The 23396-nt window shown below is 59.3% G+C and carries 21 protein-coding genes and 2 tRNA genes; 7 read left to right on the top strand and 16 right to left on the bottom strand.

Going from position 1 to position 23396, the window contains the following annotated elements:
• Positions 1 to 87: 87 nt before the first annotated feature.
• A complete protein-coding gene (tig, locus tag HMPREF2980_RS05510) occupies positions 88 to 1389 on the bottom strand; it encodes a trigger factor (RefSeq protein WP_070690602.1) in 1302 nt (433 codons plus the stop codon).
• Positions 1390 to 1496: 107 nt separating this feature from the next.
• Positions 1497 to 1571, bottom strand: a tRNA-Pro gene (locus tag HMPREF2980_RS05505).
• A 267-nt stretch (positions 1572 to 1838) separates the two neighbouring features.
• Here HMPREF2980_RS05505 and HMPREF2980_RS05500 point away from each other — a divergent pair.
• Positions 1839 to 1912 (top strand) — tRNA-Gly (locus tag HMPREF2980_RS05500).
• A 373-nt stretch (positions 1913 to 2285) separates the two neighbouring features.
• The gene (locus HMPREF2980_RS05495; protein WP_049327799.1) at positions 2286 to 2531 is read left to right on the top strand and encodes a hypothetical protein; all 246 of its coding nucleotides are present in this window, start codon (positions 2286 to 2288) and stop codon (positions 2529 to 2531) included.
• Between the two features lie 106 nt (positions 2532 to 2637).
• On the opposite strand, the gene HMPREF2980_RS05490 is transcribed toward HMPREF2980_RS05495, so the two are convergent.
• Positions 2638 to 3522: an Fpg/Nei family DNA glycosylase gene (locus HMPREF2980_RS05490; protein ID WP_070599857.1), complete on the bottom strand. Its 885-nt coding sequence runs from the start codon at positions 3520 to 3522 to the stop codon at positions 2638 to 2640.
• Between the two features lie 103 nt (positions 3523 to 3625).
• Positions 3626 to 4117 carry a ribose-5-phosphate isomerase gene (locus HMPREF2980_RS05485; protein WP_070605377.1) on the bottom strand — a complete coding sequence of 164 codons (492 nt, stop codon included), beginning with the start codon at positions 4115 to 4117 and terminating at the stop codon, positions 3626 to 3628.
• Between the two features lie 379 nt (positions 4118 to 4496).
• On the opposite strand from HMPREF2980_RS05485, the gene pepN reads away from it, so the two are divergent.
• Both pepN and HMPREF2980_RS05475 read left to right on the top strand, forming a co-directional pair.
• Complete coding sequence (gene pepN, locus HMPREF2980_RS05480) at positions 4497 to 7046, top strand: aminopeptidase N (RefSeq protein WP_070690599.1); 2550 nt, start codon at positions 4497 to 4499, stop codon at positions 7044 to 7046.
• 248 nt (positions 7047 to 7294) lie between these two features.
• A complete protein-coding gene (locus tag HMPREF2980_RS05475; RefSeq protein ID WP_005508134.1) occupies positions 7295 to 8452 on the top strand; it encodes an SGNH/GDSL hydrolase family protein in 1158 nt (385 codons plus the stop codon).
• A 143-nt stretch (positions 8453 to 8595) separates the two neighbouring features.
• Here the strand turns inward: HMPREF2980_RS05475 and HMPREF2980_RS05470 are convergent, their stop codons facing one another.
• The gene (locus HMPREF2980_RS05470; protein WP_049349092.1) at positions 8596 to 9201 is read right to left on the bottom strand and encodes a phosphatase domain-containing protein; all 606 of its coding nucleotides are present in this window, start codon (positions 9199 to 9201) and stop codon (positions 8596 to 8598) included.
• Positions 9202 to 9476: 275 nt separating this feature from the next.
• On the bottom strand, positions 9477 to 10340 hold the full coding sequence (locus tag HMPREF2980_RS05465) for a DUF8185 domain-containing protein (protein ID WP_070690593.1): 864 nt from the start codon (positions 10338 to 10340) through the stop codon (positions 9477 to 9479).
• 205 nt (positions 10341 to 10545) lie between these two features.
• Between HMPREF2980_RS05465 and HMPREF2980_RS05460 the strand changes: the two genes are divergently transcribed.
• On the top strand, positions 10546 to 11454 hold the full coding sequence (locus HMPREF2980_RS05460) for an acyl-CoA thioesterase (RefSeq protein WP_049342090.1): 909 nt from the start codon (positions 10546 to 10548) through the stop codon (positions 11452 to 11454).
• 134 nt (positions 11455 to 11588) lie between these two features.
• On the opposite strand, the gene HMPREF2980_RS05455 is transcribed toward HMPREF2980_RS05460, so the two are convergent.
• The 3 genes from HMPREF2980_RS05455 to HMPREF2980_RS05445 form a co-directional block, all read right to left on the bottom strand.
• Positions 11589 to 12164 carry an HdeD family acid-resistance protein gene (locus tag HMPREF2980_RS05455; protein ID WP_141747357.1) on the bottom strand — a complete coding sequence of 192 codons (576 nt, stop codon included), beginning with the start codon at positions 12162 to 12164 and terminating at the stop codon, positions 11589 to 11591.
• Between the two features lie 290 nt (positions 12165 to 12454).
• A complete protein-coding gene (ettA, locus tag HMPREF2980_RS05450) occupies positions 12455 to 14134 on the bottom strand; it encodes an energy-dependent translational throttle protein EttA (protein ID WP_070690589.1) in 1680 nt (559 codons plus the stop codon).
• Positions 14135 to 14211: 77 nt separating this feature from the next.
• Positions 14212 to 14817, bottom strand: coding sequence for a CGNR zinc finger domain-containing protein (locus HMPREF2980_RS05445; RefSeq protein WP_065423960.1), 606 nt, complete (start codon positions 14815 to 14817; stop codon positions 14212 to 14214).
• A gap of 90 nt (positions 14818 to 14907) precedes the next feature.
• Here HMPREF2980_RS05445 and HMPREF2980_RS05440 point away from each other — a divergent pair, with 90 nt between their 5' ends.
• Both HMPREF2980_RS05440 and HMPREF2980_RS05435 read left to right on the top strand, forming a co-directional pair.
• Entirely contained in the window at positions 14908 to 15660 is a 753-nt protein-coding gene (locus tag HMPREF2980_RS05440; protein ID WP_005505697.1) for an MBL fold metallo-hydrolase, read from the top strand.
• A gap of 112 nt (positions 15661 to 15772) precedes the next feature.
• Positions 15773 to 16189, top strand: coding sequence for an MmcQ/YjbR family DNA-binding protein (locus HMPREF2980_RS05435; RefSeq protein WP_005505696.1), 417 nt, complete (start codon positions 15773 to 15775; stop codon positions 16187 to 16189).
• A 681-nt stretch (positions 16190 to 16870) separates the two neighbouring features.
• Here the strand turns inward: HMPREF2980_RS05435 and HMPREF2980_RS05430 are convergent.
• The 7 genes from HMPREF2980_RS05430 to HMPREF2980_RS05400 form a co-directional block, all read right to left on the bottom strand.
• A complete protein-coding gene (locus HMPREF2980_RS05430) occupies positions 16871 to 17158 on the bottom strand; it encodes an antibiotic biosynthesis monooxygenase family protein (protein ID WP_005508125.1) in 288 nt (95 codons plus the stop codon).
• A gap of 209 nt (positions 17159 to 17367) precedes the next feature.
• Positions 17368 to 18318 (bottom strand): tRNA (guanosine(37)-N1)-methyltransferase TrmD, encoded by a 951-nt coding sequence (gene trmD / locus HMPREF2980_RS05425; RefSeq protein WP_070690579.1) that lies wholly within the window; start codon positions 18316 to 18318, stop codon positions 17368 to 17370.
• A gap of 3 nt (positions 18319 to 18321) precedes the next feature.
• Entirely contained in the window at positions 18322 to 18984 is a 663-nt protein-coding gene (gene rimM, locus HMPREF2980_RS05420; RefSeq protein WP_005505693.1) for a ribosome maturation factor RimM, read from the bottom strand.
• Between the two features lie 274 nt (positions 18985 to 19258).
• Entirely contained in the window at positions 19259 to 19504 is a 246-nt protein-coding gene (locus HMPREF2980_RS05415) for an RNA-binding protein (protein WP_005505691.1), read from the bottom strand.
• A 2-nt stretch (positions 19505 to 19506) separates the two neighbouring features.
• Positions 19507 to 19929, bottom strand: a complete 423-nt coding sequence (rpsP, locus tag HMPREF2980_RS05410; protein ID WP_005505689.1) for a 30S ribosomal protein S16 — start codon at positions 19927 to 19929, stop codon at positions 19507 to 19509.
• Positions 19930 to 20188: 259 nt separating this feature from the next.
• Positions 20189 to 20674, bottom strand: coding sequence for an NUDIX domain-containing protein (locus HMPREF2980_RS05405; RefSeq protein WP_012903358.1), 486 nt, complete (start codon positions 20672 to 20674; stop codon positions 20189 to 20191).
• Positions 20675 to 20686: 12 nt separating this feature from the next.
• Positions 20687 to 23356, bottom strand: coding sequence for a hypothetical protein (locus tag HMPREF2980_RS05400; protein WP_070690577.1), 2670 nt, complete (start codon positions 23354 to 23356; stop codon positions 20687 to 20689).
• Positions 23357 to 23396 lie beyond the last annotated feature (40 nt).

Here is a 23396-nt window from a genome sequence, read left to right as displayed (position 1 = left end):
TCGGTGGATGCCCGCTGAGGCTACACGTTTCAAGCAATCAGCTCACGCCCTCTAGCGGGGTGGCTTCTTGCAGACCGTGGCGGGGATTTAGGCAGCTGCCTCTTCGCCCTCGCCCAGGTACTTGGACAGATCAACAACGTTGCCCTTGGTGTCCTTGACCACTGCGGTCTTCAGCACTGCTGCCAGAGCCTTGGAGCGGCGAACCTCGCCGACCAGTGCGCCAGCCTGGCCGGAGCCGTCCAGCATCTGTGCGAACTGGTTGGGGTCCATGCCGTACTGGGAGCTCATGGTGAAGATGTAGTTGATCATCTCAGCCTGGTCAACGGTCACTTCTTCCTTGTCCGCAACAGCGTCGAGAACCATCTCGTTCTTGAATGCGGTCTCGGTGTTGGCGCGAACCTCGGCGCGGTGCTCCTCAGTGTCGTGGTCTGCTTCAGCGTTGGGGTTGTTGAAGTGCTGCTCGAGCTGGTCCTCGATAACCTTCTCGGGGACGGGGATCTCAACGAGCTCAACGAGCTTTGCGAGGACCTTGTCGCGTGCCTGGGTGCCCTGCTCGGCAACCTTAGCTTCTGCAACCTGCTTCTTGATGTCTTCCTTCAGCTCGTCGATGGTGTCGAACTCGGAAGCCAGCTGTGCGAACTCGTCGTCAGCGGCGGGCAGCTCGCGCTCCTTGACTGCGGTGAGCTTGACCTTGATGGTTGCCTGCTCGCCTGCGTGCTCGCCACCGGAGAGCTTGGTCTCGAAGGTTGCGTCCTCGCCAGCGGACAGGCCGGTCAGAGCCTCGTCGATGCCGTCGAGCATGGTGCCGGAACCAATCTGGTAGGACAGGTCGTTTGCTGCGTCTACCTGCTCGCCGTCGATTTCTGCGGCGATGTCGATGGTCACGAAGTCCTCGTCAGCTGCGGGGCGCTCAACGGTCTTCAGGGTGCCGAAGCGCTCACGCAGAGCGTCCAGTGCCTGAACCTCGTCCTCAGCGGTGACCTCTACCTCGTCAACCTCAACCTCGAGGCCCTCGTAGTTGGGCAGCTCGATTTCGGGGCGGACGGTGACGGTGATGGTCAGCTTGACGTCTGCCTCACGGTTCTCGGTGGAGGGCTGGGACTGAACATCCAGCTCGGGCTGTGCCAGGGGGGAGAGTTCGTTCTCGCCCAGTGCCTGTGCGTAGTAGTCGTTCAGAGCGTCGTTCAGGGATGCCTCGACGATGTAGTCGAAGCCCGCACGCTGCTCGATGAGCTGCTTGGGCAGCTTACCCTTGCGGAAGCCGGGAACGCTGATCTGACCCGAGAGGTTCTTGTAGGTGCGGTCCAGGTAGGGCTTGAATTCTGCGAAGGGAACCTCGACCTCAATCTTTGCGAGGGTCGGGTTGAGCTTCTCGACGGCGGTCTTCACGTCCGTGATCTCCTCATATAGTTTCGGTGCGGCACGAATCGTGTGTGCCGCGGTTGCTTAGTGGAAAGAGCGCCACGACCTTGTAGCGTCGCGGCAACCGTTTCACGTCGGGGCGACAGGATTCGAACCTGCGATCTCCTGCTCCCAAAGCAGGCGCGTTAGCCAAGCTACGCCACGCCCCGTGAAACCGACCGTGTTGCACACTTGCGTGTTTAACACAGTCAGTGCCCTAGTTTACCTGTTTTCCCGCTAAATGCCCAACACAGCGGCTCGTGCGCGGTTTATTTCCACTGAGCGCGTACTCCCCTAATAAGGATGGGCAGACCGGCACAAAAAGAGGAGGCGAGCGCCCACAAGAACAGGCAAAGCCAGCACACAAAACCGTGCCAACACGCCAAAGAGTTTGACAGCACAGATGGAACCTCGCTACTATGGTCAAGTTCCATTCCGGGGATGTAGCTTAATGGTAAAGCCTCAGTCTTCCAAACTGATTACGCGGGTTCGATTCCCGTCATCCCCTCCATGAAAAAGGCTCCGACGCAAGCGTCGGGGCCTTTTTGCATTCCGGGGATTCCGGGAATCGCTTCCGGGCGAAAATACATTCCCTCGCGCGCTCGGGATTTTCGCCCTCCAGCCCGTCACCCCCTCGAGAACTATCCTGAACGAATCGTGAGAACCGCTTCCACATGCGGATTTGTTTCCTCGCGCGCTCGGAATCCGCACGCCCCCGTCATACCCAACAATACAGGCCCCCCACCACACTTACCTCACCCCAAAAAACTTCACTCCAGTAGAATAATCGGAGACAAATACGAATATTTGCATCAATGCGGATTATATACCGTAAAATATGGTACACTTATTCGAAGATATTCTATTTTAGATAGGAAAATCCAGTGACCTTGAAGATTAATGAAAAAGCTTTGGAAAAGCTTGTACAGCAACAGATTGCTGCAACGACTCAGAAATATCAGCATGAGTTTGACCGCATCGCCTCAACTATGAAGGGCAAACCGGTGGAGTTGATTCTGCCGGAACTGCAGAAGTTTGTGAAGCAACAGGGTGGAAATGTTGATAATGCACAGCTGAAGGAGTGGGCTCAGCGCCTCTCTAAGGGCGAGAAATTCATCTTCACTTCATAAGCCCTCACAAAATCAGAGCAGTAGAGCTAAGCGAGGAGCCCCAATTTACTATCGAGGACTCCTCGCTTTTCTCGTATCCACAGCCGTGAGTTAGAGCCGAATATCACTAGACCTGGCAGCCGGGGCACCAGTAGAGTTTGCGGCCGGCGATTTCCTCCATGCGGATGGTCGTTCCGCAGCGGCGGCAGGGCTCGCCGTGGTGCATGTACACGTAGTTCGCGTGGTCGGGCCACGCTTCGGTTTCGGGCACGCCGGGGCGGTCTTCGGGCTCGGTGGTGATGATGCGCCCCACGCGCACGCCGATGACCAGCAGGTGCTTATTGTCCTCCCAGAGTCGCTCCAGTTCCTCGTCGCTGAGGCTCTTGCCGGGGCGTAGCGGGTCAATTTCCTGGCGGTACAGCGATTCGGCGCGGAAGATATTGCCCACGCCGGAGATTGCCGCCTGGTCCATCAGAATCACGCCAATCGGGCGGGAGCTCTTACGTGCGGCGCGGTAGAACTGTTCGGGGTCGGCATCCGGGTTGAGCGGGTCGGGGCCGAGCTTGGAGCGGACGGTGCGCACCTCCTCCGGAGTGAGGGTGCGGCAGATAGTCGGGCCCACCAGGTCCGCCCAGCCGTGCTCCGAAACAATACGGCAACGCACCGTACTCTTCCGTTCGGGAGGACCGGCGTAGGGTTCCCCCTCCCCCGCCGCGTATTCTTTTTCGCCGATCTTGCGGGGCGCGCCAATGCTCGAAGCACCCGTGAACGTCTCATCCCCACCGAAGCTCCAGTTACCGTAAATACCCAGGTGCACGTTCAGGGTCAGGTCGTTCTCGAAGGTCACGAACAGGTGCTTACCGTGCGCGTACGCCCCGGTGATGGTGTGCCCATCCAGCAGGGCGGCACCCTCGGCGTAGCGGCCCTGCGGGGAGGAAACCTGCACGCGCTCGCCGGTGAAGACGTCACTGATTTGGCGGGCAATACGGTGGATGGAGTGGCCTTCGGGCACGGGTTCTCCTCGAAAACTTGTCGGCTAGAAATAGTGCGGATTATATGGGGTGCAAAGACGACTGAGGCGCATAGCCTGCACTATGCGCCTCAGATTTTAGAGCTTAGGCAGCGTCAATCTGCTTGCCGGCAATGTCGCCGGTCTGCTCGTACTCAGCCAGCTGACCGATACGGCGTGCGTGACGCTCCTCGTTGGTCCAGGGGGTAGCCAGGAAGACCTTGATGATTTCCAGTGCTTCTTCCTTGCTGTGCTGGCGGCCGCCCACAGCAACGACCTGTGCATTGTTGTGCTCGCGAGCCAGTGCCGCGGTGTCGTGGTTCCACGCCAGAGCCGCGCGGATACCCTCAACCTTGTTCGCAGCCATCTGCTCGCCGTTGCCGCTACCGCCCAGCACAATACCCAGGGAGTCCAGGCCAGCCTCGCGGTCACGCTTCACGCCAAGGGCTGCATTAATGCAGAACGAGGGGTAGTCGTCCAGCGGGTCATAGTCGGCGGGGCCGTGGTCAATCATTTCGTAGCCCGCAGCGGTGAGGGACTCGATCAGGTAGTGGCTCAGTTCGAGGCCAGCGTGGTCGGTTGCGATGTGTACGCGCAAGGTACTCTCCTGGTGATTTTGTCTTGGTGTGACGTGCGTTTGTGCGTTCGTGGGAGGCGCCGGTTCTCAGTTCTGAGCGCCGTTGCTAGAGTGCGCCGCGCATCCATCAGGTGGGATACGCTTCCCCGTTTGGGTTTTTTCTGTCTTAACTGTATCGAATTCGCGCGGGTTCGGGTAATGCGGAGCCTTCTAGACCCCCACCTATACGGTAGACTGTGGGATATGGCACTTTTTGGTGTCCCGATTCGCCGCGCCCAAACTTGAACGCCTCCAGCGCTACGTATGCAGCGTCGCAGGAGCCGCGCACCTCGGGAACCAGCGCACCATGACAGGGCGTGTCAACACGGCACGCTATTCACATCTAAGGAGAGGGAGCTGTATGCCCGGCCTGAACCTAACCCGCAATGAGGCAACCGAACGCGCATCCATTATTAAGCGCGTGCACTCGTACCGTATTGAACTCGACCTGCCGAAGGACAAAGACGTCTTCTCCTCGAAGGTTGAAATCCGCTTCGACGCTCAGGAAGGTGCCTCCACCTTCATTGACGCCATCACCTCCTCGGTCAAGTCCATTAACCTCAACGGCGAAGAGCTGAGCACCGACCTGGCGGATGGCGAGCGCATCCAGCTGCCGAACCTTGCTGCTGAGAACACCCTGGTCATTGACGCAGAGATGTTCTACACCAACACCGGTGAGGGTCTGCACCGTTTCGTGGACCCCGCCGACGGCGAAGTGTACCTGTACTCCCAGTTTGAGGTGCCGGATTCCCGCCGCGTGTTCCCCGTCTTTGAACAGCCCGACCTGAAGGCTGAATTCGAGTTTATTGTGCGCGTTCCCTCGCACTGGGTGGTTGTGTCTAACCAGCCCGAGGTGAAGGTTGAGGAGAAGGAGTGCGGTTGCGGCCGTGCGAAGACTTGGTTCTTCAAGCCGACCCCGCGCATGTCTTCGTACATTACCGCGATTGTGGCTGGCCCCTACGAGAAGGTCACCAGCGAGCTGACTAACTCTGAGGGTCGCGTGATTCCGCTGGGCGTGTACGCTCGTAAGTCCCTCATGCCGTTTGTGGATGCTGAGGACATGTTTGAGCTGACCCGTCAGGGCTTCGAGTTCTACGAGGAGCAGTTCAAGACCCCGTACCCGTTCGAGAAGTACGATCAGCTGTTCGTGCCCGAGTTCAACGCCGGTGCGATGGAGAACGCTGGCTGCGTGACCTATCTGGAGACTTACGTCTTCCGCTCCAAGGTTGCGGAGGCTCTGCGTGAGCGCCGCGCTATCACCGTTCTGCACGAGCTGGCTCACATGTGGTTCGGTGACCTGGTCACCATGAAGTGGTGGAACGACCTGTGGCTGAACGAGTCCTTCGCTGAGTTCATGTCGACCCTGGCTGCTGCGGAGAACACCCGCTACGCGAAGGAGGCGTGGGCCACCTTCGCCGCGTCGGAGAAGACCTGGGCGTACCGTCAGGATCAGCTGTCTTCGACTCACCCGATTGTGGCTGAGATCCGTGACCTTGCCGATGTTCAGGTGAACTTCGACGGCATTACGTACGCGAAGGGCGCTTCGGTGCTGCGTCAGATGGTGGCGTGGGTTGGCCAGGAGAACTTCATGGCTGCTCTGAAGGTGTACTTCGATAAGCACAGCTGGGGCAACACCGTTCTTGACGACCTGCTGGTTGAGCTGGAGCGCACCTCCGGCCGTGACGTGCGTGCGTGGAGCGCTAAGTGGCTTGAGACCGCTGGTGTGAACACTCTCGCCGTTGAGATTGAGAACGACGAGGCTGGCAACATTTCGAACCTGGGTATCCGCCAGTCCTACGCTGAGGGCTTCGAGACCCTGCGCCCGCACCGTGCCGTAATTGGTTTCTACAACCTGGTGGACGGCAAGCTGACCCGCACCGACCGCATCGAGCTGGACATTGACGGCGAGCTGACCGTGGTTGAGGAGGCTCTCGGTAAGAAGCGCCCCGACCTGCTGCTGCTGAACGATGAGGACCTGGCGTACGCCAAGATTCGCCTGGACGAGCGTTCCATCGAGACCGCTATCAAGCACCTGGGCGACATTGATTCGTCCGTGGCTCGCGGCGTGGTCTGGGGTTCGCTCTGGGATACCGTGCGTGACGCTCAGATGCCGGCACGTAAGTACGTTGACCTGGTGCTGAACAACATCGGTAAGGAGACCAACTCCACCGCTCTGCGCACCCAGATCAACAACCTGTCCGCTACCCTGCACTCCTTCGTGGCTCCTGAGGCTCGCGAGGAGACCCGCCACCGTGCCGCTGACCGTCTCTGGGAGCTGGCATGCGTTGCAGAGCCCGATTCGGATGCTCAGCTGCAGCTGCTGCAGGCGTTCATCAACCAGACCCGCACCGAGGAGCAGTACGACAACGTGCAGCGTCTCTTCGAGGGTGAGCTGACCCTTGAGGGCCTGGATATTGACGCTGACCTGCGTTGGAACCTGGTGTGCCGCCTGGCTACCGGTGGCCGTTTCTCCGCCGAGCAGATTGCTGCGGAGCTGGAGAACGACAACACCGCGAACGGTCAGCAGTACGCCGCTCAGGCATACGCGTCGATTCCGACCGCGGAGGCTAAGGCTGAGTACTGGAACAAGATCATGGTGACCGGCGAACTGTCGAACATGATTCAGCGTTACGCTATTTCCGGTTTCAAGTCCGGCAAGCCCGAGCTGATTGCCCAGTACGATGAGCCGTACTTCGAGCAGATTGAGGGTATTTGGCGTTCGCGTTCGCACGAGATTTCCATGCAGATTATTGGTGGCATGTACCCGAGCGAGCCGACCGCTGAGCTGCTGGAGCGTACCGAGGCGTACCTGGCTTCTCTGCCTGAGGATGCTGCGGCTCTGTACCGTCAGATTGCGGAGGCACGCGACGGCGTGGCTCGTGCGCTGAAGGTTCAGGCGGCTGACATCTAACAATGCTTGTGAGCTGAGGCGGGTTCATTGCCTGCTCTCATAAGTTTTTATTCGTCCCCTTCTACCCCGATTCGGGGTGGGAGGGGACGTTTCTATATGGGGGGTATGCCGGTTCTATTTTGAGTTGTGCCCCAAGTTGCGCACCGAGTCTAATTCTTGTCACTGCGGTGCATATTTTTTGTTATTTTCATTTGAATATCCCTCAAAAGCTCTCTACTTGGGGTTGCGCCTATCGTATACTGTTGTGCATGCCTTCTATCAAGTCTCCTATCGCGAAAGTTTCTCTGACCGGCACAATCCTTGCTGTGGTTGCCGCCGGTTCCTTTGGCGTGTACTCCGCAGGAGGCTTCATCGCGCCCGGTGGCACCGCCGCTACCGCTGCTGCGGGCGCCGAGCCTACCCAGTCGGCGCAGGAAAGCCCCAGCGAGTCCCCCTCCCCCGAGCCGACTCCGGAACCGACCACCCCGGCGCAGAAGATGGAACGCACCGCGCAGAACGCCTTCGGCAAGGAGGGTGCGCAGGCAACCGGTGAGATTCAGGCGCCGTTCCCCACCTCCGCTGATGCCGCCGACATGCTGGTTCAGCAGTTCAAGGGTGGCGTGGTCATGTACACCCCCAAGTACGGTCCGGTTGCGGTGGAATCCGGCGTCTACGAGCACTGGTGGAAGCAGCGTGGGTACAGCGACTTTGCCGGTTGGGAGGGTCTGCCGGTGAGCTGGCGATCCAAGAAGGGCGTTCTGTACACCAAGTTTGAGAAGGCTGAACTCTACTGGGATAAGGCGAACGGTCTGCCGCGTAACACCAATGTTCTTGGCGCTAAGGATGCCCTGGTGATTGGTGACTCGCAGGTGACCGCAACCTCCTGGGTTGGTTTGGGTCTGAAGCAGGCTGGTTTCGTCCCGTACCTGTTCCGTTGCGGCGGCATCGGTTTTGTGACTGCCCGCGAGGGTGTGTGCCCCTCCTACTATCAGGGTGTGATGGGTGGCCGTTGGGCTCTGCCGAGCGGTAACCCCGGCGTGATTTACCTGGACGCCTCCGGCAATGACATTTACATTCACGAGGATGAGACGAAGGCGCGCGAGCACGTGAACGCTCACCAGACTCAGGTCATTGAGCAGCTGCGACGTATGTACCCGTCGTCGAAGATTGTGTTCGGTGGTGTGGTGTCTATGGATGAGGCGTCTGCACCGGATAAGCAGGTGGCGCATAAGCGTCACGTGGCAAACGAGGTGGCAAGGCAGGGTGCCCGCGAGACCGGCGTGCTGTTCATGGACACCTCGGGCTGGCAGAGCCTCTACCTGGCTGAGGGTGACATGGCTGATGGCGTGCATCTGAAGGAGAAGGCGCACCATAAGCTGGCGGGCCCCTTTGCGACTCGTCTGCGTGAACTGCTCGGCACCGCGTAAACTAACTGTGTAATCAGCCGAGTACATCAGCTTCGATCAACGCATATAGCATTAGAATGAGGCGCCGGGAGGATTGAATCCTTCCGGCGCCTCATTCGTTTGAGTGGGTTACCCACCGCAGCTCTCAAGTTGGTGTGCGGGTTTTATGCCGCGACGTTTGCCTGGCGTTCCTTCGCCTCGGCCTTCTGGTGTGCGAGCACGCCCTCCGCAAGGCGACGCTTCTGACGCTCACGAGCGGCTTCCTTCTCACGCTGCTCGGCAGCCCAGGCGACCGGGTCAATGTCGATCGACTCGTAGTGCCATTCGCCAATGTAGTCGCGAATCGGGGCGACCCAGGTGACGGGAATGCCGCGGCGCAGGTACACCTCGTGGTCGGTGTCTTCAAAAGCGTGGATAATGCGGTTGCCGTCAGCAATCAGGGACTCAATGACGGAGTCCTTCCATGCGGGGCTGTTGGAGCCGTCGTTGCCGGGCTTAGCGAACACGTGCTTGGGTTCCAGACCTGCGCGGGCGATGAACTGGTTCAATTCCTTCATGTAGGTGCCATCGCGGCCGGTAATTACTACGACCTCTGCGCCGGTGTCTGCCGCGATTTCGCGAACACGGTCGGCAACTTCAACATTGACCGTGGCGTTGCGGATGGCCTTGAAGAATCGGCGGTTGCTTGCGAAGAAACCGGTCAGGTACTTGTCCATCTGATCTCGGTTGCTGGCAAGGGTACCGTCAATGTCGACTGCAATCAGATCCATATAGGTCTCACTTTCGATCCGTACGGGAAGAATGCGCCTGGTGAGGGCGCGGCGGAAGAGTTCCCGTGCGGTGTGGCTGGTAATCGGTGTGTCAAAGACGCCCCGGTGAAAGGGCGTAGTCTCTCTAGAATACCCTATTTTTGTAAAGTAATGCCTCATCGAGCGTCATATTAAGCTCGTCATCTTTATTTCATTGCCCCTAGAAAAACCGCTGGTGGCGCAGGCTAAGAGCCCACACCACCAGCGTAAAAAGTCTAGAAATGTCTCGAGGAAAGTTAGAGCAGCGAACCGGAACCGCGGCGCACCAGCACCATGCCGGCCGGTGCAACGATGCGCAGCCACTCGTCCGAACCTACATGCGCAGCGAACAGCGGCAGATCGCCAGTGAAGCCTTCCGGAATGAAACCGAACACGCGCAGGGCGAATGCCGCGCCGGTCGGTACTAGCACGGTATCGAACTCAGGTAGGTACTCCAGCACCATATCGGAGGACCAAATACGCGAGCGCACCGTGGAAAGCACAGCAGCGCCGGGGTTCTCGGGCAGGGCGCGTTCTACCGCCTCCAGGCCCTCTGCGGTGGCGCGGTGGAACTCTTCAACCGGGACGGTACCAACCTCGTACCAGCCGCTGAGCGGGGCAGACTTACCAGCCCAGCTAGCGTTGACGGTCACCGGCGGCATGAACAGCACCAGCTGCGGGTTCTCTTCGTTACCCTGTTCTTCTGCCTGCTTCTGCAGACGCGCCAGACGGTCCAGCAGCGCCTGCGCCTGAACGGTCATGTCCAGGGTGGAGTCAGCCAGCAGGTGCAGGGCGCGCAGACCCATAATGACCGGGGTGTCCGAGGAGGCGTCCTCCGGCTCCAGGGAACAGGCGAATACCGCCACCACGCGGCCGCGCGCGGTCAGTCGGATAGCGGCGTCCGGGTTCACCGCCAGGGCGCGAGAAATGTAGGTGGCAAGGTCCTTGACCACTGCGGCACCCTGCGCGCCGCCGGGCAGGATCAGGTAGGGCTCCTCCACGCCTTCGTGGGGGTTGTACTTAAGCTCAATGGGTGCTGCCGCATTCGGTACGCTGTTCTGATCGGGAGCGTTCTCCTGCACGGGGGTATTGTCAGGGGTGGTTTCAGACGGCGTAGTCATTTCTGCTCCTTTTCGGCGTAGGCCTGCTCGGTGGCAAGTTGGTGGGTGATATCTGCGATGGTGTGTTAGGCAGACGTTCCGGATCGACAATCCGGGTCATCGTTCCTAGTCAATGTTCCGAATCAACCTGTCGTGGTTGTCTCAGAGTATGCTCTCCCACTCTACGCCAGAAACCGGCTCATTGAAAACGTGCGAGAATAAAACCATGACCAAGCCCACTGTGACCCAAAACCTCATGCGGATGCTGGACCTCTCCCCCGTGGAGGCGGCGCCCGCCTCCTTCGGTAGTGATGAAGTGTCTACCGGCGTGACGCTCACCCGCGAGCAGCCGCGTACTTTCGGTGGTCAGGTTCTTGCCCAGTCGATTATTGCCGCCGACCGCACGGTGGAGGGCAAGGACATCCACTCGATTCACGCCTATTTTCTGCGTCCCGGCGATATTGAGCGTGAACTGTTCTTCGCCACTCAGCGCCTGAACGATAGCCGTTCCTTCTCGACCCGCCGCGTGCAGGTGTTCCAGGATGAGGCGCCCATGTTCTCTGCAATTATGTCTTTCCAGGCGGATAGCCGCGGCCCGGAGCACACCGCGGTCACCATGCCGGAGGTTCCGGACCCCGAGTCCCTTCCGAAGGTCAGCGATTATCTGGGCCAGCTCCCCCACCCCATTGCACAGGCGGTAGCGTGGGAACGTCCGATTGATATGCGCCACGTGGATGCGCCCCTGTACACTCAGCCGGATGCCTCCTCGACACAGCCGCGTGCCTGCGTGTGGTTCAAGACCTTTGACCGCCTGGTGCATGCTGATGGTTCTGAGGCGTCGGAGGCGGAGCACCGCGCCGCTATCGCCTACGCTTCGGATTACCTGCCGCTGGAGCCTGCTCTGCGTCGTCACGGCAAGTTCTGGCTGGAACCGGGCCTCAAGAGCGCCTCGCTGGATCACGCGATGTGGTTCCACCGCCCGGCGCGCGCCGACGAGTGGCTGCTGTACGTGCTGGATTCCCCGAGCGCGCAGGGCGGCAGGATGCTCGCGCAGGGTTCGATTTTCAATCGTTCCGGTGAGCTGGTGGCGACCGTGGCGCAGGAAATGATGTTCCGCCTGCCGGAATATCGATAAAGCAGAGCACCGCTAGGACTACCGGAAGGCGTCAGGCGAACCTGGCAGAGCATACAGAAAGACCGTGTGAGGTGGTTGTCTCACACGGTCTTTCTTATGTTCTAGTGTACGGTCTAGAAGCCGTTTGGAAGCTCTTATTTAGCTTCGCCGTCAATCACACCGTCCGGGGAAATGTGCACGGTGCTCTTGGTGCGGCGGGAAACAAAGAAGTCACCCACGAATACCAGACCGGTCACCAGAAGACCCAGTGCTGCCATCCATACTGCCGCCACGCCGTAGATTATCGGGAACAGCACCACGAGCAAGCCCAGAATAAGGGTACCAATAGCAGAGAGCTGCAGGTGGCGTCCGGCGGCGTAGCTCAGGTATTTCATGCCCTGGGCAGTCATCAGACGAATCAGCGCCCACATAATCATCCACGTACCCACAATGGTCGGGATGAAGGTTGCCTGTGCACCCACCGAGGCAGTCAGCAGAATCAGGCCAGCCACCACGGTCAAGATGCCGTCAACCAGGTCCCAGCCGGTACGTGCCTGCTTTGGCGTGCCGAAGTAACGTACCAGTTCAAACACGCCACCAAGCCACACCGAAATGGAGAACACATAACCCAGAACTACCAGCGGAATAGCGGGATTGGCGAACATGTAGATTGCCGCTGCAATCAGCAACAGACCGGTAACCAAGGACATCCAGTTATATTTTGAAAGCATAATGCTCTTCTCTTCGTAATCACATGTGTCAGTTGTACTTACGCACATACCCATTATAAACCGTAAATATGAAGTCCGCCACGATATATCGGTCGCCACTGAGCGAACTATTTCTACCGGCGAACACGCGACCCTCCCCTCGCCAGCACATACAGCAGCCAACGCGCGCAGCATCCAGTACACACAGCGCGTACGGCATCCAGCGCATATGGCATCTAGCGGGCACAGCAAAGCCCCGCCTCCCCACGCTTCAACAGCGCAGGAGGCGGGGCTCGCTACCGAACTAAACCCTATCGGGTCAGCTTGCGGTGCACCACGCGGTGCGGCTTGGCGGCCTCGGGGCCGAGGCGCTCAATCTTGTTCTTCTCGTAGGACTCGAAGTTACCCTCGAACCAGTACCACTGATCCGGGTTCTCGTCGGTGCCCTCCCACGCCAGGATATGGGTTGCCACGCGGTCCAGGAACCAACGGTCGTGAGAGACGACCACGGCGCAGCCGGGGAATTCCAGCAGCGCATTTTCCAGGGATGCGAGGGTCTCAACGTCCAGGTCGTTAGTGGGCTCATCGAGCAGCAGCAGGTTACCACCCTGCTTGAGGGTCAGCGCCAGGTTCAGGCGGTTGCGCTCACCACCGGAGAGCACACCCGCCTTCTTCTGCTGGTCCGGGCCCTTGAAGCCGAACGCGGAAACGTACGCACGCGAAGGCATTTCAACGTTGCCGACCTGGATGTAGTCCAGACCGTCAGAGACGACCTCCCAGAGGCTCTTCTCCGGGTCGATGTTCGCGCGGTTCTGGTCAACGTACGAGATCTTCACGGTCTCGCCGACCTTCAGCTCGCCGCCGTCGAGGGGCTCCAGGCCAACGATGGTCTTGAACAGGGTGGACTTACCCACACCGTTCGGACCAATCACACCCACAATGCCGTTACGGGGCAGGGAGAAGGACAGACCGTTAATCAGGGAACGGCCGTCGAAGCCCTTCTGCAGGTTCTCAGCCTCAATAACGACGTTACCCAGGCGGGGTCCCGGAGGAATCTGAATCTCTTCGAAGTCAAGCTTGCGGGTCTTCTCAGCCTCCGCAGCCATCTCCTCGTAGCGTGCCAGACGAGCCTTCGACTTAGCCTGGCGGCCCTTAGCGTTGGAGCGGACCCAGTCCAGTTCCTCGCTCAGGCGCTTAGCGAGCTTAGCGTCCTTCTTGCCCTGAACTTCGAGGCGGGCGCGCTTCTTCTCCAGGTAGGTGGAGTAGTTACCCTCGTAGGGGTACAGGTTACCGCGGTCAACCTCGGCGATCCATTCTGCCACGTGGTCGAGGAAGTAACGGTCGTGGGTAATCGCGATGACGGCACCCTCGTAGGACTGCAGGTGCTGCTCCAGCCAGAGCACGGACTCTGCGTCCAGGTGGTTGGTGGGCTCGTCGAGCAGCAGCAGGTCGGGCTTCTGCAGCAGCAGCTTGCACAGTGCCACGCGGCGGCGCTCACCACCGGAGAGGTGGGTGACGGGCATGTCAGCGGGCGGGCAGCGTAGCGCCTCCATCGCCTGCTCCAGCTGGGAGTCGAGGTCCCATGCGTTAGCGGCGTCGATAGCTTCCTGCAGCTGACCCATTTCTTCCATGAGGGCGTCGAAGTCAGCGTCGGGCTCAGCCATGAGGGCGGAGATTTCGTTGAAGCGGTCCAGCTTGGACTTGATTTCGCCCACGCCTTCTTCAACGTTGCCCAGAACGGTCTTCTCTTCATTCAGCGGCGGCTCCTGCATGAGGATGCCCACACTGTAGCCTGCGGTCAGGTGCGCCTCCCCGTTGGACGGCTGGTCGAGACCAGCCATAATCTTCAGGATGGTCGACTTACCCGCACCGTTCGGACCAACCATACCGATCTTGGCGCCGGGGAAGAACGACATCGTCACGTCGTTAAGGATGACCTTGTCGCCCACAGTCTTGCGGGCCTTGATCATCTGATAAATAAATTCAGCCATAGTTACCTATTTTAGCGTGATTCTGCGGCGCACTGACGGCTTAGTCGAATATTCCCCACATTCAGCATGCGAGGTTTTTAGTCACCTTCAGCCTGTGCGCGTTTACGTTCATAGGAGCGGGCGGCTCGGATGCGGTCACCACAACGCACGCTACACCATCTACGTCGCGCGTGGGTCCGCAGCATGATGCGGTCGCAGTCGGGTGCTTCGCATTCAGAGAGTTTATCTGCTTCTTCGCCGGTCAGTAATGTGATGGCATCATAAGCGATGCGGGCGATGGCGTAATCCACCTCTTGGGTGAGGGGGTCTTCAACTCGCCGCGTGTACCGCCGGTTTTCTGCATCCCACGCTAGAGCGTTCATGGTGAGCGCCTCATGTGCTGTCTTGTTGACGGCGTGAAGGGCACCCGGATAGGGAGGGCGCTGGTTTAGGTACGCGTCAAACAGTTCTTTGATGACGTATCGAAAGCTGATGAATCTGCTGACGCAATAGGGTTGCAGCTCATACGAGTTATTCACGATGTGGTATTCGTGCGCCCATTCAGTGGCTATTTCTGGGGTTTCAAGCAGATCGTATTGTTTGCCGCTAGGTGTTTTATAGAGCGTATTTGCTAGTGCTATGCAGGGGTGTTCTTGGCTTCCGGGTGCAGCAGGAAGGTGGGCGGTTCGGTGAGATTTTTCCATACTTCTCATGGTATCACTTGTGTTTTTCCGTGAAAACACCTATGGTTAATCACGGCAAAAACATAATTTATCCGTGAGAGGAACACTTTTATGCCTACGATTAACGTCATCACCGGCCCAACCGTCCTGATCGAATACGCAGGTTTGCGCTTCCTGACCGACCCCACCTTTGATGCCCCTCAGGACTACGACATGGGCATTACCGTTCTCAAGAAGACTGCCGGCGCCCCCATCACCCCCGAATCGGTTCTCCCCATCGATGCAGTCCTGCTCTCGCACGACACCCACCCCGACAACCTTGACACTAGCGGCCGCGCCCTCCTCCCCAAGGTCGGCCACGTCATCACCACCGAAGACGGCGAAAAGAACCTTCAGGCAGAAGGCCTCACCAATGTCACCGGCCTGGCACCCTGGAATACTTTCATCGTGGCAAAGGGATCCACTGAAGTTACCGTCACCGCAATGCCTGCACTCCACGGCCCGAACATCCCCGAAATTCAGGAGAAGGCCGGTCCCGTTATTGGTTTCCTCCTGCAGGCCGCAGGAGAACCGACTGTTTACATTTCTGGCGACAACTCCGAACTTCACGTTGTAGAGGAAATCGCTCAGCGCATTGCTCCCGTTGATGACGCTATCCTTTTTGCGGGTGCTGCACACCCCATCGGACCCGAATTCGACATGACCATGACCGCCGAGAATACCGCAAAGGCGGCAAAGCTTCTGGGCGCCCAGCGGGTGTACATTGCTCACACTGATTCCTGGGGCCACCTGGGTGAAGACTTGCAGGACACGATTCAGGCCTTTACTCGCGAGGGAATTGACCACAAGCTCATGAATAAGTAGAGCGCTAAAAATTTCTGGGGTGTATGCGAACCATTGCATACACCCCAATTTTTATATCAGCCCTTAGGTATCAACACTGTAGAGCCACCGACAACCGGATAGAATCGAAGCTATGAGCACAAGCCCCTCCCCCAAACTTCTGGCACCCGAAGACCTCGAGCATGCCGTTGACCGCCTCGCGCTCGCCATGCCGCTGGCGACGCGTGATCAGCCGTTCGGCCCCGAACACACGGTGTACCGGGTGGGCGGCAAAATCTTCGCCATGTACACGGAGGGCATCGGCCACCCCATCGTGAACCTCAAAACCGACCCGGAAGAATCCGAGGTGCTGCGGCGCATCTACCCGAGTATCATTCCGGCATGGCACATGAATAAGCGACACTGGATTTCCGTAGGCGCCGGCGAAGGCATAACCGAGCGGGTTCTGGAGGAGCTGGTGGAGGATGCGTACCTGCGCGTCATGTACTCGCTACCCAAGGCGAAGCGACCCATCGAGTTCCGCGAGCGCCCAGTGCCCGAAAAGCATTAGGGCCTGAAGGAATCTTTTAAACAGCGGAGCGGGCGAGCACCGGTCCGGACCACCGGCTTGCTCACCCGCTTTGCAAAGCACATTCCTATCCGCGATTGGGAGGGTCATCAACCACGATGAACGCTCGAACCACCAAGCTCCATCCCATATATTGCGGGGTTCCGTACCATGCACCACTTGTGTGAATACGTGATAGTTGAGTCGGCGCCCTTGCCAGACCTTCCTATGCAGAGGAGGCGCTCACATGGGTGCACTGAATATTTCCCTTGAGTGACTCAGCTACGTCATGCGATGTAGCTGAGAGGGGATCGCTGTCTTCGCCCGAACTACCGGCACGGACGAATGTGTGCTCTCGGGAATAATAATAGCCTTTTTGCATCACGGTGTCACTTTCGGGTTGATGTATTCCACCGGTTCCTATTGAGCGTATTTCAGGTGTTTTATAGCGCCGAACCCACATATCCCATCACAGCGAAATACCTGCGGATTTTAAGCCCCGAAAAATCAAGGAGGGACCGCTCTAAACCCTCCTTATATCGCCTCCACATGGGCTAATACCCACTTAAAGCAATATACAGAAAAGTTAGTGCGGCCCCTCACTATTTGAGATAAAAATGAGATAAACCCCTACTCAGAGCGATTACCGATGGGTTTTACCTATTAATTCCCCAGAGTGACAGGTTACTCGCCGAACTCCACCTTCTCGAAGCTCATGGTGCCATCAGCGTGAGAAACAACGGTATTCGGGTCACGCTCACGACGAGCCGCCGCGTACGCATCATGGCTTGCCTCATCAACCCAGCGGGTCACCACAAAATAGTCGCCACCCTCATCCAGGGGGCGCCACAGCTCAAAACCCTCAAAGCCGGGGAAAGAGTCAGCGATGTGGCGGGCAGCGGCAAAGCGCTTCTCCAGCTCAGCACGATTGTCGCCAACGACAGCAAGACGGTGAACCTTAACAACGGACATGTGTCCTCCTTCTGTTGAGTACGTGCTTTCAACGATGAAAGCGTGCTACAACCTCGCATCAGCTATAGATGAGCTATGTTCTTAGCGAGGTTAACCTCAGAATAACGGTTCACGGGCACAAAAAATAGGGGTTAGCGCCAACTAACAGTTATATGACGCTAACCCCCATTCAGAGAATCACGAGGCACCCACAGGCACCCGTTCGAAGCTTAGGATTCCGGCTGGATCTGCACAGTATTAGGCTGCACGGTATTAGACTGTGCAGTATCAGGCTGTGCCGCCTGAGCCGCACTATCAGCCTGTGGTGCGGGGCCCTTCTTCGCCTTCTTCTGAGCCGCCTTCGCCGGGTTCGCAAAATGCACCCCGCGCTCAGCCAAGAAGCGGCGATCCTTCTTATCCCACTGCTCCACCGGGTACGCCTCCAACAGGTCCGGGCGGCGCTCCAGGGTGCGCTCAATCTGACGGTCACGACGCCAACGCGCAATCGCACCGTGATTACCCGACAGCAGCACCTCCGGCACCTCACGCTCACGCCACACCGCGGGCTTCGTGTACACCGGATACTCCAGCAGACCGCCCGTATGCGACTCCTCCTCCAGGGAGGCGGGGTTACCCATCGCGCCCGGAATCAGGCGGGTGATAGCCTCAATCATCGCCATGACCGCAACCTCACCGCCGTAGAGCACGTAATCGCCCAGGGACACGGGCATCACGCGGAAGCTCTCCTGCGCCCAGTCCAACACACGCTCATCAATGCCCTCGTAGCGCGCCGGAGCGAAGACAATATGCTTCTCCTCCGCCAGCTCATACGCCATCGCCTGATCGAAAACGGCACCCGCCGGGGACGGGACAATCAGCAGCGGGCGGGTATCAGCGGCGGGTTCGACAGGCTCGGCACCCTCAGTAGAGTCTTCGGAAGCGTTCAGCGGGGAGGCGGCAAGCACCTCGTCCAGCGCCAGACCCCACGGCTCCGCCTTCATCACCATGCCAGCGCCACCACCGTACGGGGTGTCATCCACCGTGCGGTGACGGTCAAACGTGTAATCGCGCAGGTCGTGCAGGTGCAGGTCCACCAGGCCCTTCTCGCGCGCCTTACCCAGCAGGGACAGCTTCAGCGGCTCCAGGTACTCGGGGAAAATCGTGACCACATCGTAGCGCACGGACTACTCCCCCGCCTGCTCGGTCGCCTGCGCAGAATCCTGCTCAGCGTCCTCGACCAGGTCAATCAAACCCGCCGGAGGGGTCAGCAACACAAAGCCGGGCTCATCCTCGGTCGAGGGAACCACCTCGGGCACAATCTCCTCAACAAAAGGAATCATGATCTCTTCACCCGCACCGGAGGCAAGACGCGGCGAACGAGCCAGCTTAATCAGCAGCAAATCCTGAACCGGCATGGTCTGCAGACCGGTCACCTTACCCAGCGGCTTGCCCACAGCCGGGTTATCCACGGGGCTCTCACCCTCGGGAACGTCCGCCAGCAGGTACACGGGCAGGTTCACCAGCTCCTGCTCGTAGAAGCCCTCTTCATCGCCCTCGTCCTCGGGAACCTCGTAAACCAGGCGGCTACCGCGCAGCTCCTCAGCCTGGTTGCGGGTAGTCACCTCATCAAAACGGACCACCAGAATCTTCTTGTTCCAGCGGGCACCGGCAACCGTCAGCTCACCGGTAGGCGCCACCGAAGCGGCAGCAGAGCCGGGCTTAAAATTCTCGATACCGAGCACCTCGCCGCGGGCAAAACGCTCCTGCGGGGCATCAGTAAAGAGCTGAACCGTCACCTCACCACGAATACCGTGAGGCTTACCGATACGAGCCACCACAACCTGCATAATTTTCCTCCGCTGGATACAAGCTAAAAACCTACGCCGTGCACGTGCACGGCTCCCACTATTCTACCGGGCACTTAGGACGGGCGCATTCTGCCGTCTCTCTGCTGCCTCTCCCCCGCCTCCACGGCGGCCGGAGCGAGCGCTCGCACGGATAACTCATGCTGATAACTCGCACTGATAACTCACGCAGATAACTCAGACCGAGAAATCGGGTACGCGAAAGCCCCCGCCTTCCGGAAAAATTCCGGGAGCGGGGGCTTCAAGCGTTTACGAGCTAGCGTCGCTTTTTGTCGGTGTCGATAATGTCGATACGCATCGGCTCACCATCAGAAATAGCGTCCATCACCAGACGGATGCTCTTGGCGGTACGACCAGACCTGCCGATAACTCGGCCCAGGTCATCCGGATGCACGCGAACCTCAAGGGTTTCACGGTGACGCTGAGTGCGCAGGCGCACCTTCACGTCCTCCGGACGATCGACAATCCCTCGAACCAGGTGTTCGAGTGCGTCAGCCAACATAATTACTCAGCTGCTTCCTCAGCCTCAGCCTCGGGTGCTGCTTCCTCAGCAGCCTCTTCAGCCTTCTCAGCCTTGGGGGTGATAGCCTCGGGCAGGATCACGGAACCCTTTTCGGGAACAACGAACTCAGCCTTAGCCTCGACGGGCAGAACCTTGGACTCTGCCTTCTCGCCCTTGAATGCAGCCCAGTCGCCCGAGAGCTTCAGCAGAGCCAGAACCTGCTCGGTCGGCTGTGCGCCGACGGAGAGCCAGTACTGAGCACGCTCAGAGTTGATCTCGATACGCGAGGGGTGCTCGGTCGGGTGGTAAATACCGATCTCTTCGATGGTCTTACCGTCGCGCTTGACGCGCGAATCAGCGATCACGACGCGGTAACGAGGATCGCGGATCTTACCCATACGCTTGAGACGAATCTTAACAGCCACTTTAGTGGTTACTCCTGTTTCATAATTTGGTGCGAGGCACACGGTTCAGCACCCGTGGGGCGGGCCATTCACGGCGCCTCTATGGACACAACGGCGCGCGAAGAGAGGGGTCGCGCGTCGCCGGGTACTCAGCTAGGGTATCAGAGCCCAAGATTTTAAGCTAGCGACACGGAAAAATAATTGCCGCAGGCACCGAACATCACTTTTAAACAGCGTTCTGTGCCCGGTAGCCCCCTGCGCAACCGCAGTGTAGCCGCTACTAGTCGAGGTTGCTCATCTCCAGAGTCTCCCCCGTCTCCAGGGCGCGGTAGCACTCACGCAGACGCTCCACCATCGACGGGCGCACGTAGCCCTCCAGGTTCTCCGGAGCAACCCACTCATAGGTCACCAGCTCAGCATCCTGCAGGGTAATCTTCGTATCCGCTGCAATCACGCCGCCGTCATACATGTAGTAGGTCGAATCGCCCCACACACCCAGCGACAAGCCGTGGAAAATCAGCAACACACGACCCAGCTTCACATCCAGGCCCAACTCCTCCACAATCTCACGCTCACAACCGGGCTTGGGCGCCTCGCCAGCCTCCACAGTGCCGCCGGGAAGAATCCAGCCGTCCTTATAGTTCGGCTTCACCAGCAGCATCTCACCGCGCTCATTACGAATCAGCGCGCCCGCCGCCAAACGGCGCGTGGGCAAGGTGGCGATAAAAGCCTTCAGCTCTTCATCGCTCAGATAGGAATCCTTCATGGCTTCTTTCCTTTAGCGGTCGGTTTTCTTTGCAGCGCGCTGCCTGATGCTACGCACTATACCCAGGGCACGCTCACGCAGTCCAGAGGGTGCCTGCTCCGTGGACGGGGCGGCATCCTCCACCGTGCGGTAGTGACCCTCACGCAAATCATCAATCAGAGTGCGCTTCTTGGTCGAGGGTTGTTCCGAGGTAGCATCGCCAGGATGCACCAGCTCAGCATCCGCCACCGGGCGGGCATGCTTCTTCATCTGCGTCTGCTCAAATGAACGCAGAACCGTCGGAATCAGAGCCGACTCAACCGTAGCATTCAGCGCAAAGAGTGCCGCGGCCACCGAGAACTTACGGCTCGCCTTACCCTGAGCACGGCGGCGGCGCGCCACATTCGCCAAGGTCAGAGCGATAGCGCTCTGAGCCGTCACATCCGCACCCAGGACAAGACCCACACGGCGGGTCTTCGCACGAATCTGCTCCGAGGTCAGGCGCTTGCGGCGCAAACGAGGCGCGGGACTCTGAGTGGAAGAGCCCTGAGTGGAGGTGGTCTGCGGTGCGGGGGCCTGGGGTGCAGGACTCTGATCTGCAGAGCTTGAGGAAGCATCGGGCACGGTCTCAACGCTCGGGGCTGCTTCGTTCTGAGGTGCGAGCGCGGCAGAAGGCTCGGGAGCCTGCTGGCTTACCTTTGCCTCGTGCGATGCCTGCTCCTCGGTAGGCGAAGAGTCAGCCTCGTGCAGGGCGCTGTCAAGAGACAGGTAACCCTCTTCGGTCTCCACGAAGGAATCCGGCGCAGAGCCCTCCGGCAAACCCATGTGCGTGTACTCGTAGGGGATGTGCGCGTTGTTGAGAGCGTCCATCCACTCGGAGAGGGTCACGCGGCGACCAGTCGCCACCAGGCGGTAGCTACGGTCCAGAGGCGAGGTGTAGCCGCCCGGGTAGGGTTCAATCTCCTCATCGTCAAAAGAAGCATCCTCGGCGGGAGTACTCTCGGAGAAGGTAGCCTCAGCATCAATAGATTCGGTCGCACCGGCGGGCTGTGCGAGCTCCTCATCCTCGTTGCCAAAGACGCGAGCCGTGCTAATCGACGCCACATCAAAACCGGTGGTCGGAACCAGTGCCAGCTCGGTAGGAACATCCAGCAGCTGCAGCACCGACTCGAGCGCCAGGGTGTTGCTCGTATCGCGCAGGTACGCGTTCAGGCGGCGGCCGGTAATGGAATCAGCCTCCACGCCAAACATCGCCATGACATTAGCGATGCCCTGCTCGATTTCGTCCTCATCGGAACCGAAAATCTTTGAGCCCGAAAGCTCCGGGGCGCTACCGGGAAGCTCTGAGAGCAGATCCTCCAGCACGCCGCCAAAGCGGGCGACTTCCTCGCGGCTGAGGGCACGGTTCAGGCGCTTAGGCACGCGCTGCCAGGTGAACTCCTCCACGATGTTCTCGTAGGGTTCACCGAACGCCTCCAGGTACCACTCCTCCTCCGAGTAGGGTTCGCGGGCGGGCTCCTCGTAGACCACCAGGTGCTGCTGGTTCGCGTTGCCCTCAGCAATCAGGGCGTTGCAGTTCAGCAGACCCAGCAGAGCCATGAGGTCCACCGGATCGGCAGAAATGAGGGTCCACTCCCCCGCCGGCGCAGCAACAACCTGCCGAGTACCGGCAGGAAGGTAGGCCAAAAGAAGCCCGGTAATCATGTCAATGGGCAGGTCAACGAGCATGGCGGCGTCACCGTCCACCAGGAACTCCAGCTCGCCCTGTCCACCGGGCAGCTCCTCCCACACGGTCGCCTCACCCTCCAGGGCGGCACCGGTGACCGGCAGATGCTCCACCAGCTGAGCCACATAATCCTCAACGGGGGTACCCACGTGCAGGTGGCCGTCAGCGACCTCCAGCACGTTCATGTAGCCCTCATCGTCCACCGCGCAGAGCACGTAGAGCTGCACCTGGTGCTCACCCATCTCGTAAGCAATCAGCTCCGGGGAGGCGGCGGTCGCCTCAATGAGGGCGGCAATCAGCTCCTCATCGGTGGTGGAACGAGCCATGATGCGGCGGCGCTGAATCTTCTCCTCCAGCTCCATGGTCTGCTCGATGCGCTCATTGCGCTGCTTCTCGGCGGTGCGTTCCTCATCCTGGACGCGCAGGTACTCGGGGCTATCCGACTCGCCACTACCGGCGGGGGCGGGGGCATCCTCCCACATGCCGGTGAGCTTATCGACGGTCCACTCTTCGCTCTCCAGTGCGGCGGCGAGGCGGTCAACCTTCGTGCGGTCGTTCCAGGCGCGCTGCTTATCGGGGTCTTCCGCCTTCACCTCATCGTGCATGCTGCGGGCCTCACGAATGAGGTTCAGAATGGTTGCGGCAACGTCGTCGACCGCGGGGTCGTCGCTCTCGCTGGAGTAGACGAGGTCGCCAGCCAGCTCGGCGGACTGCTCACCGTACTCGAGGGCGATACGCGCCCAGACGGGGGTATACCCGGGAAGGATGTTCGAATCATTGTCGAAGTCGCCCGCGAAGTCACCCTCAAGGTAGCCCGCGAAGTTATCTGCAAGTTCATCTGCAGACTCGACGGCAGACTCGCCGGCAGGTTCCTCTACAGCATCATCAGCGAAGGCGCGCTGAGACCACGGCGTGACCTGCTCATTCAGCTGATCATCCGCGTTCTCTCGATCCCAATTCTGCTCATTCTGAGCCATTGATACCTTCCCTTCACACCCATTCATGCACCCAAACCGG

Origin of the sequence: Rothia sp. HMSC076D04 (genome assembly GCF_001814645.1) — a bacterium.
In the GTDB taxonomy this organism is placed as follows: Bacteria; Actinomycetota; Actinomycetes; order Actinomycetales; family Micrococcaceae; genus Rothia; species Rothia mucilaginosa.
This window is presented reverse-complemented; position numbering and strand designations above follow the sequence as displayed.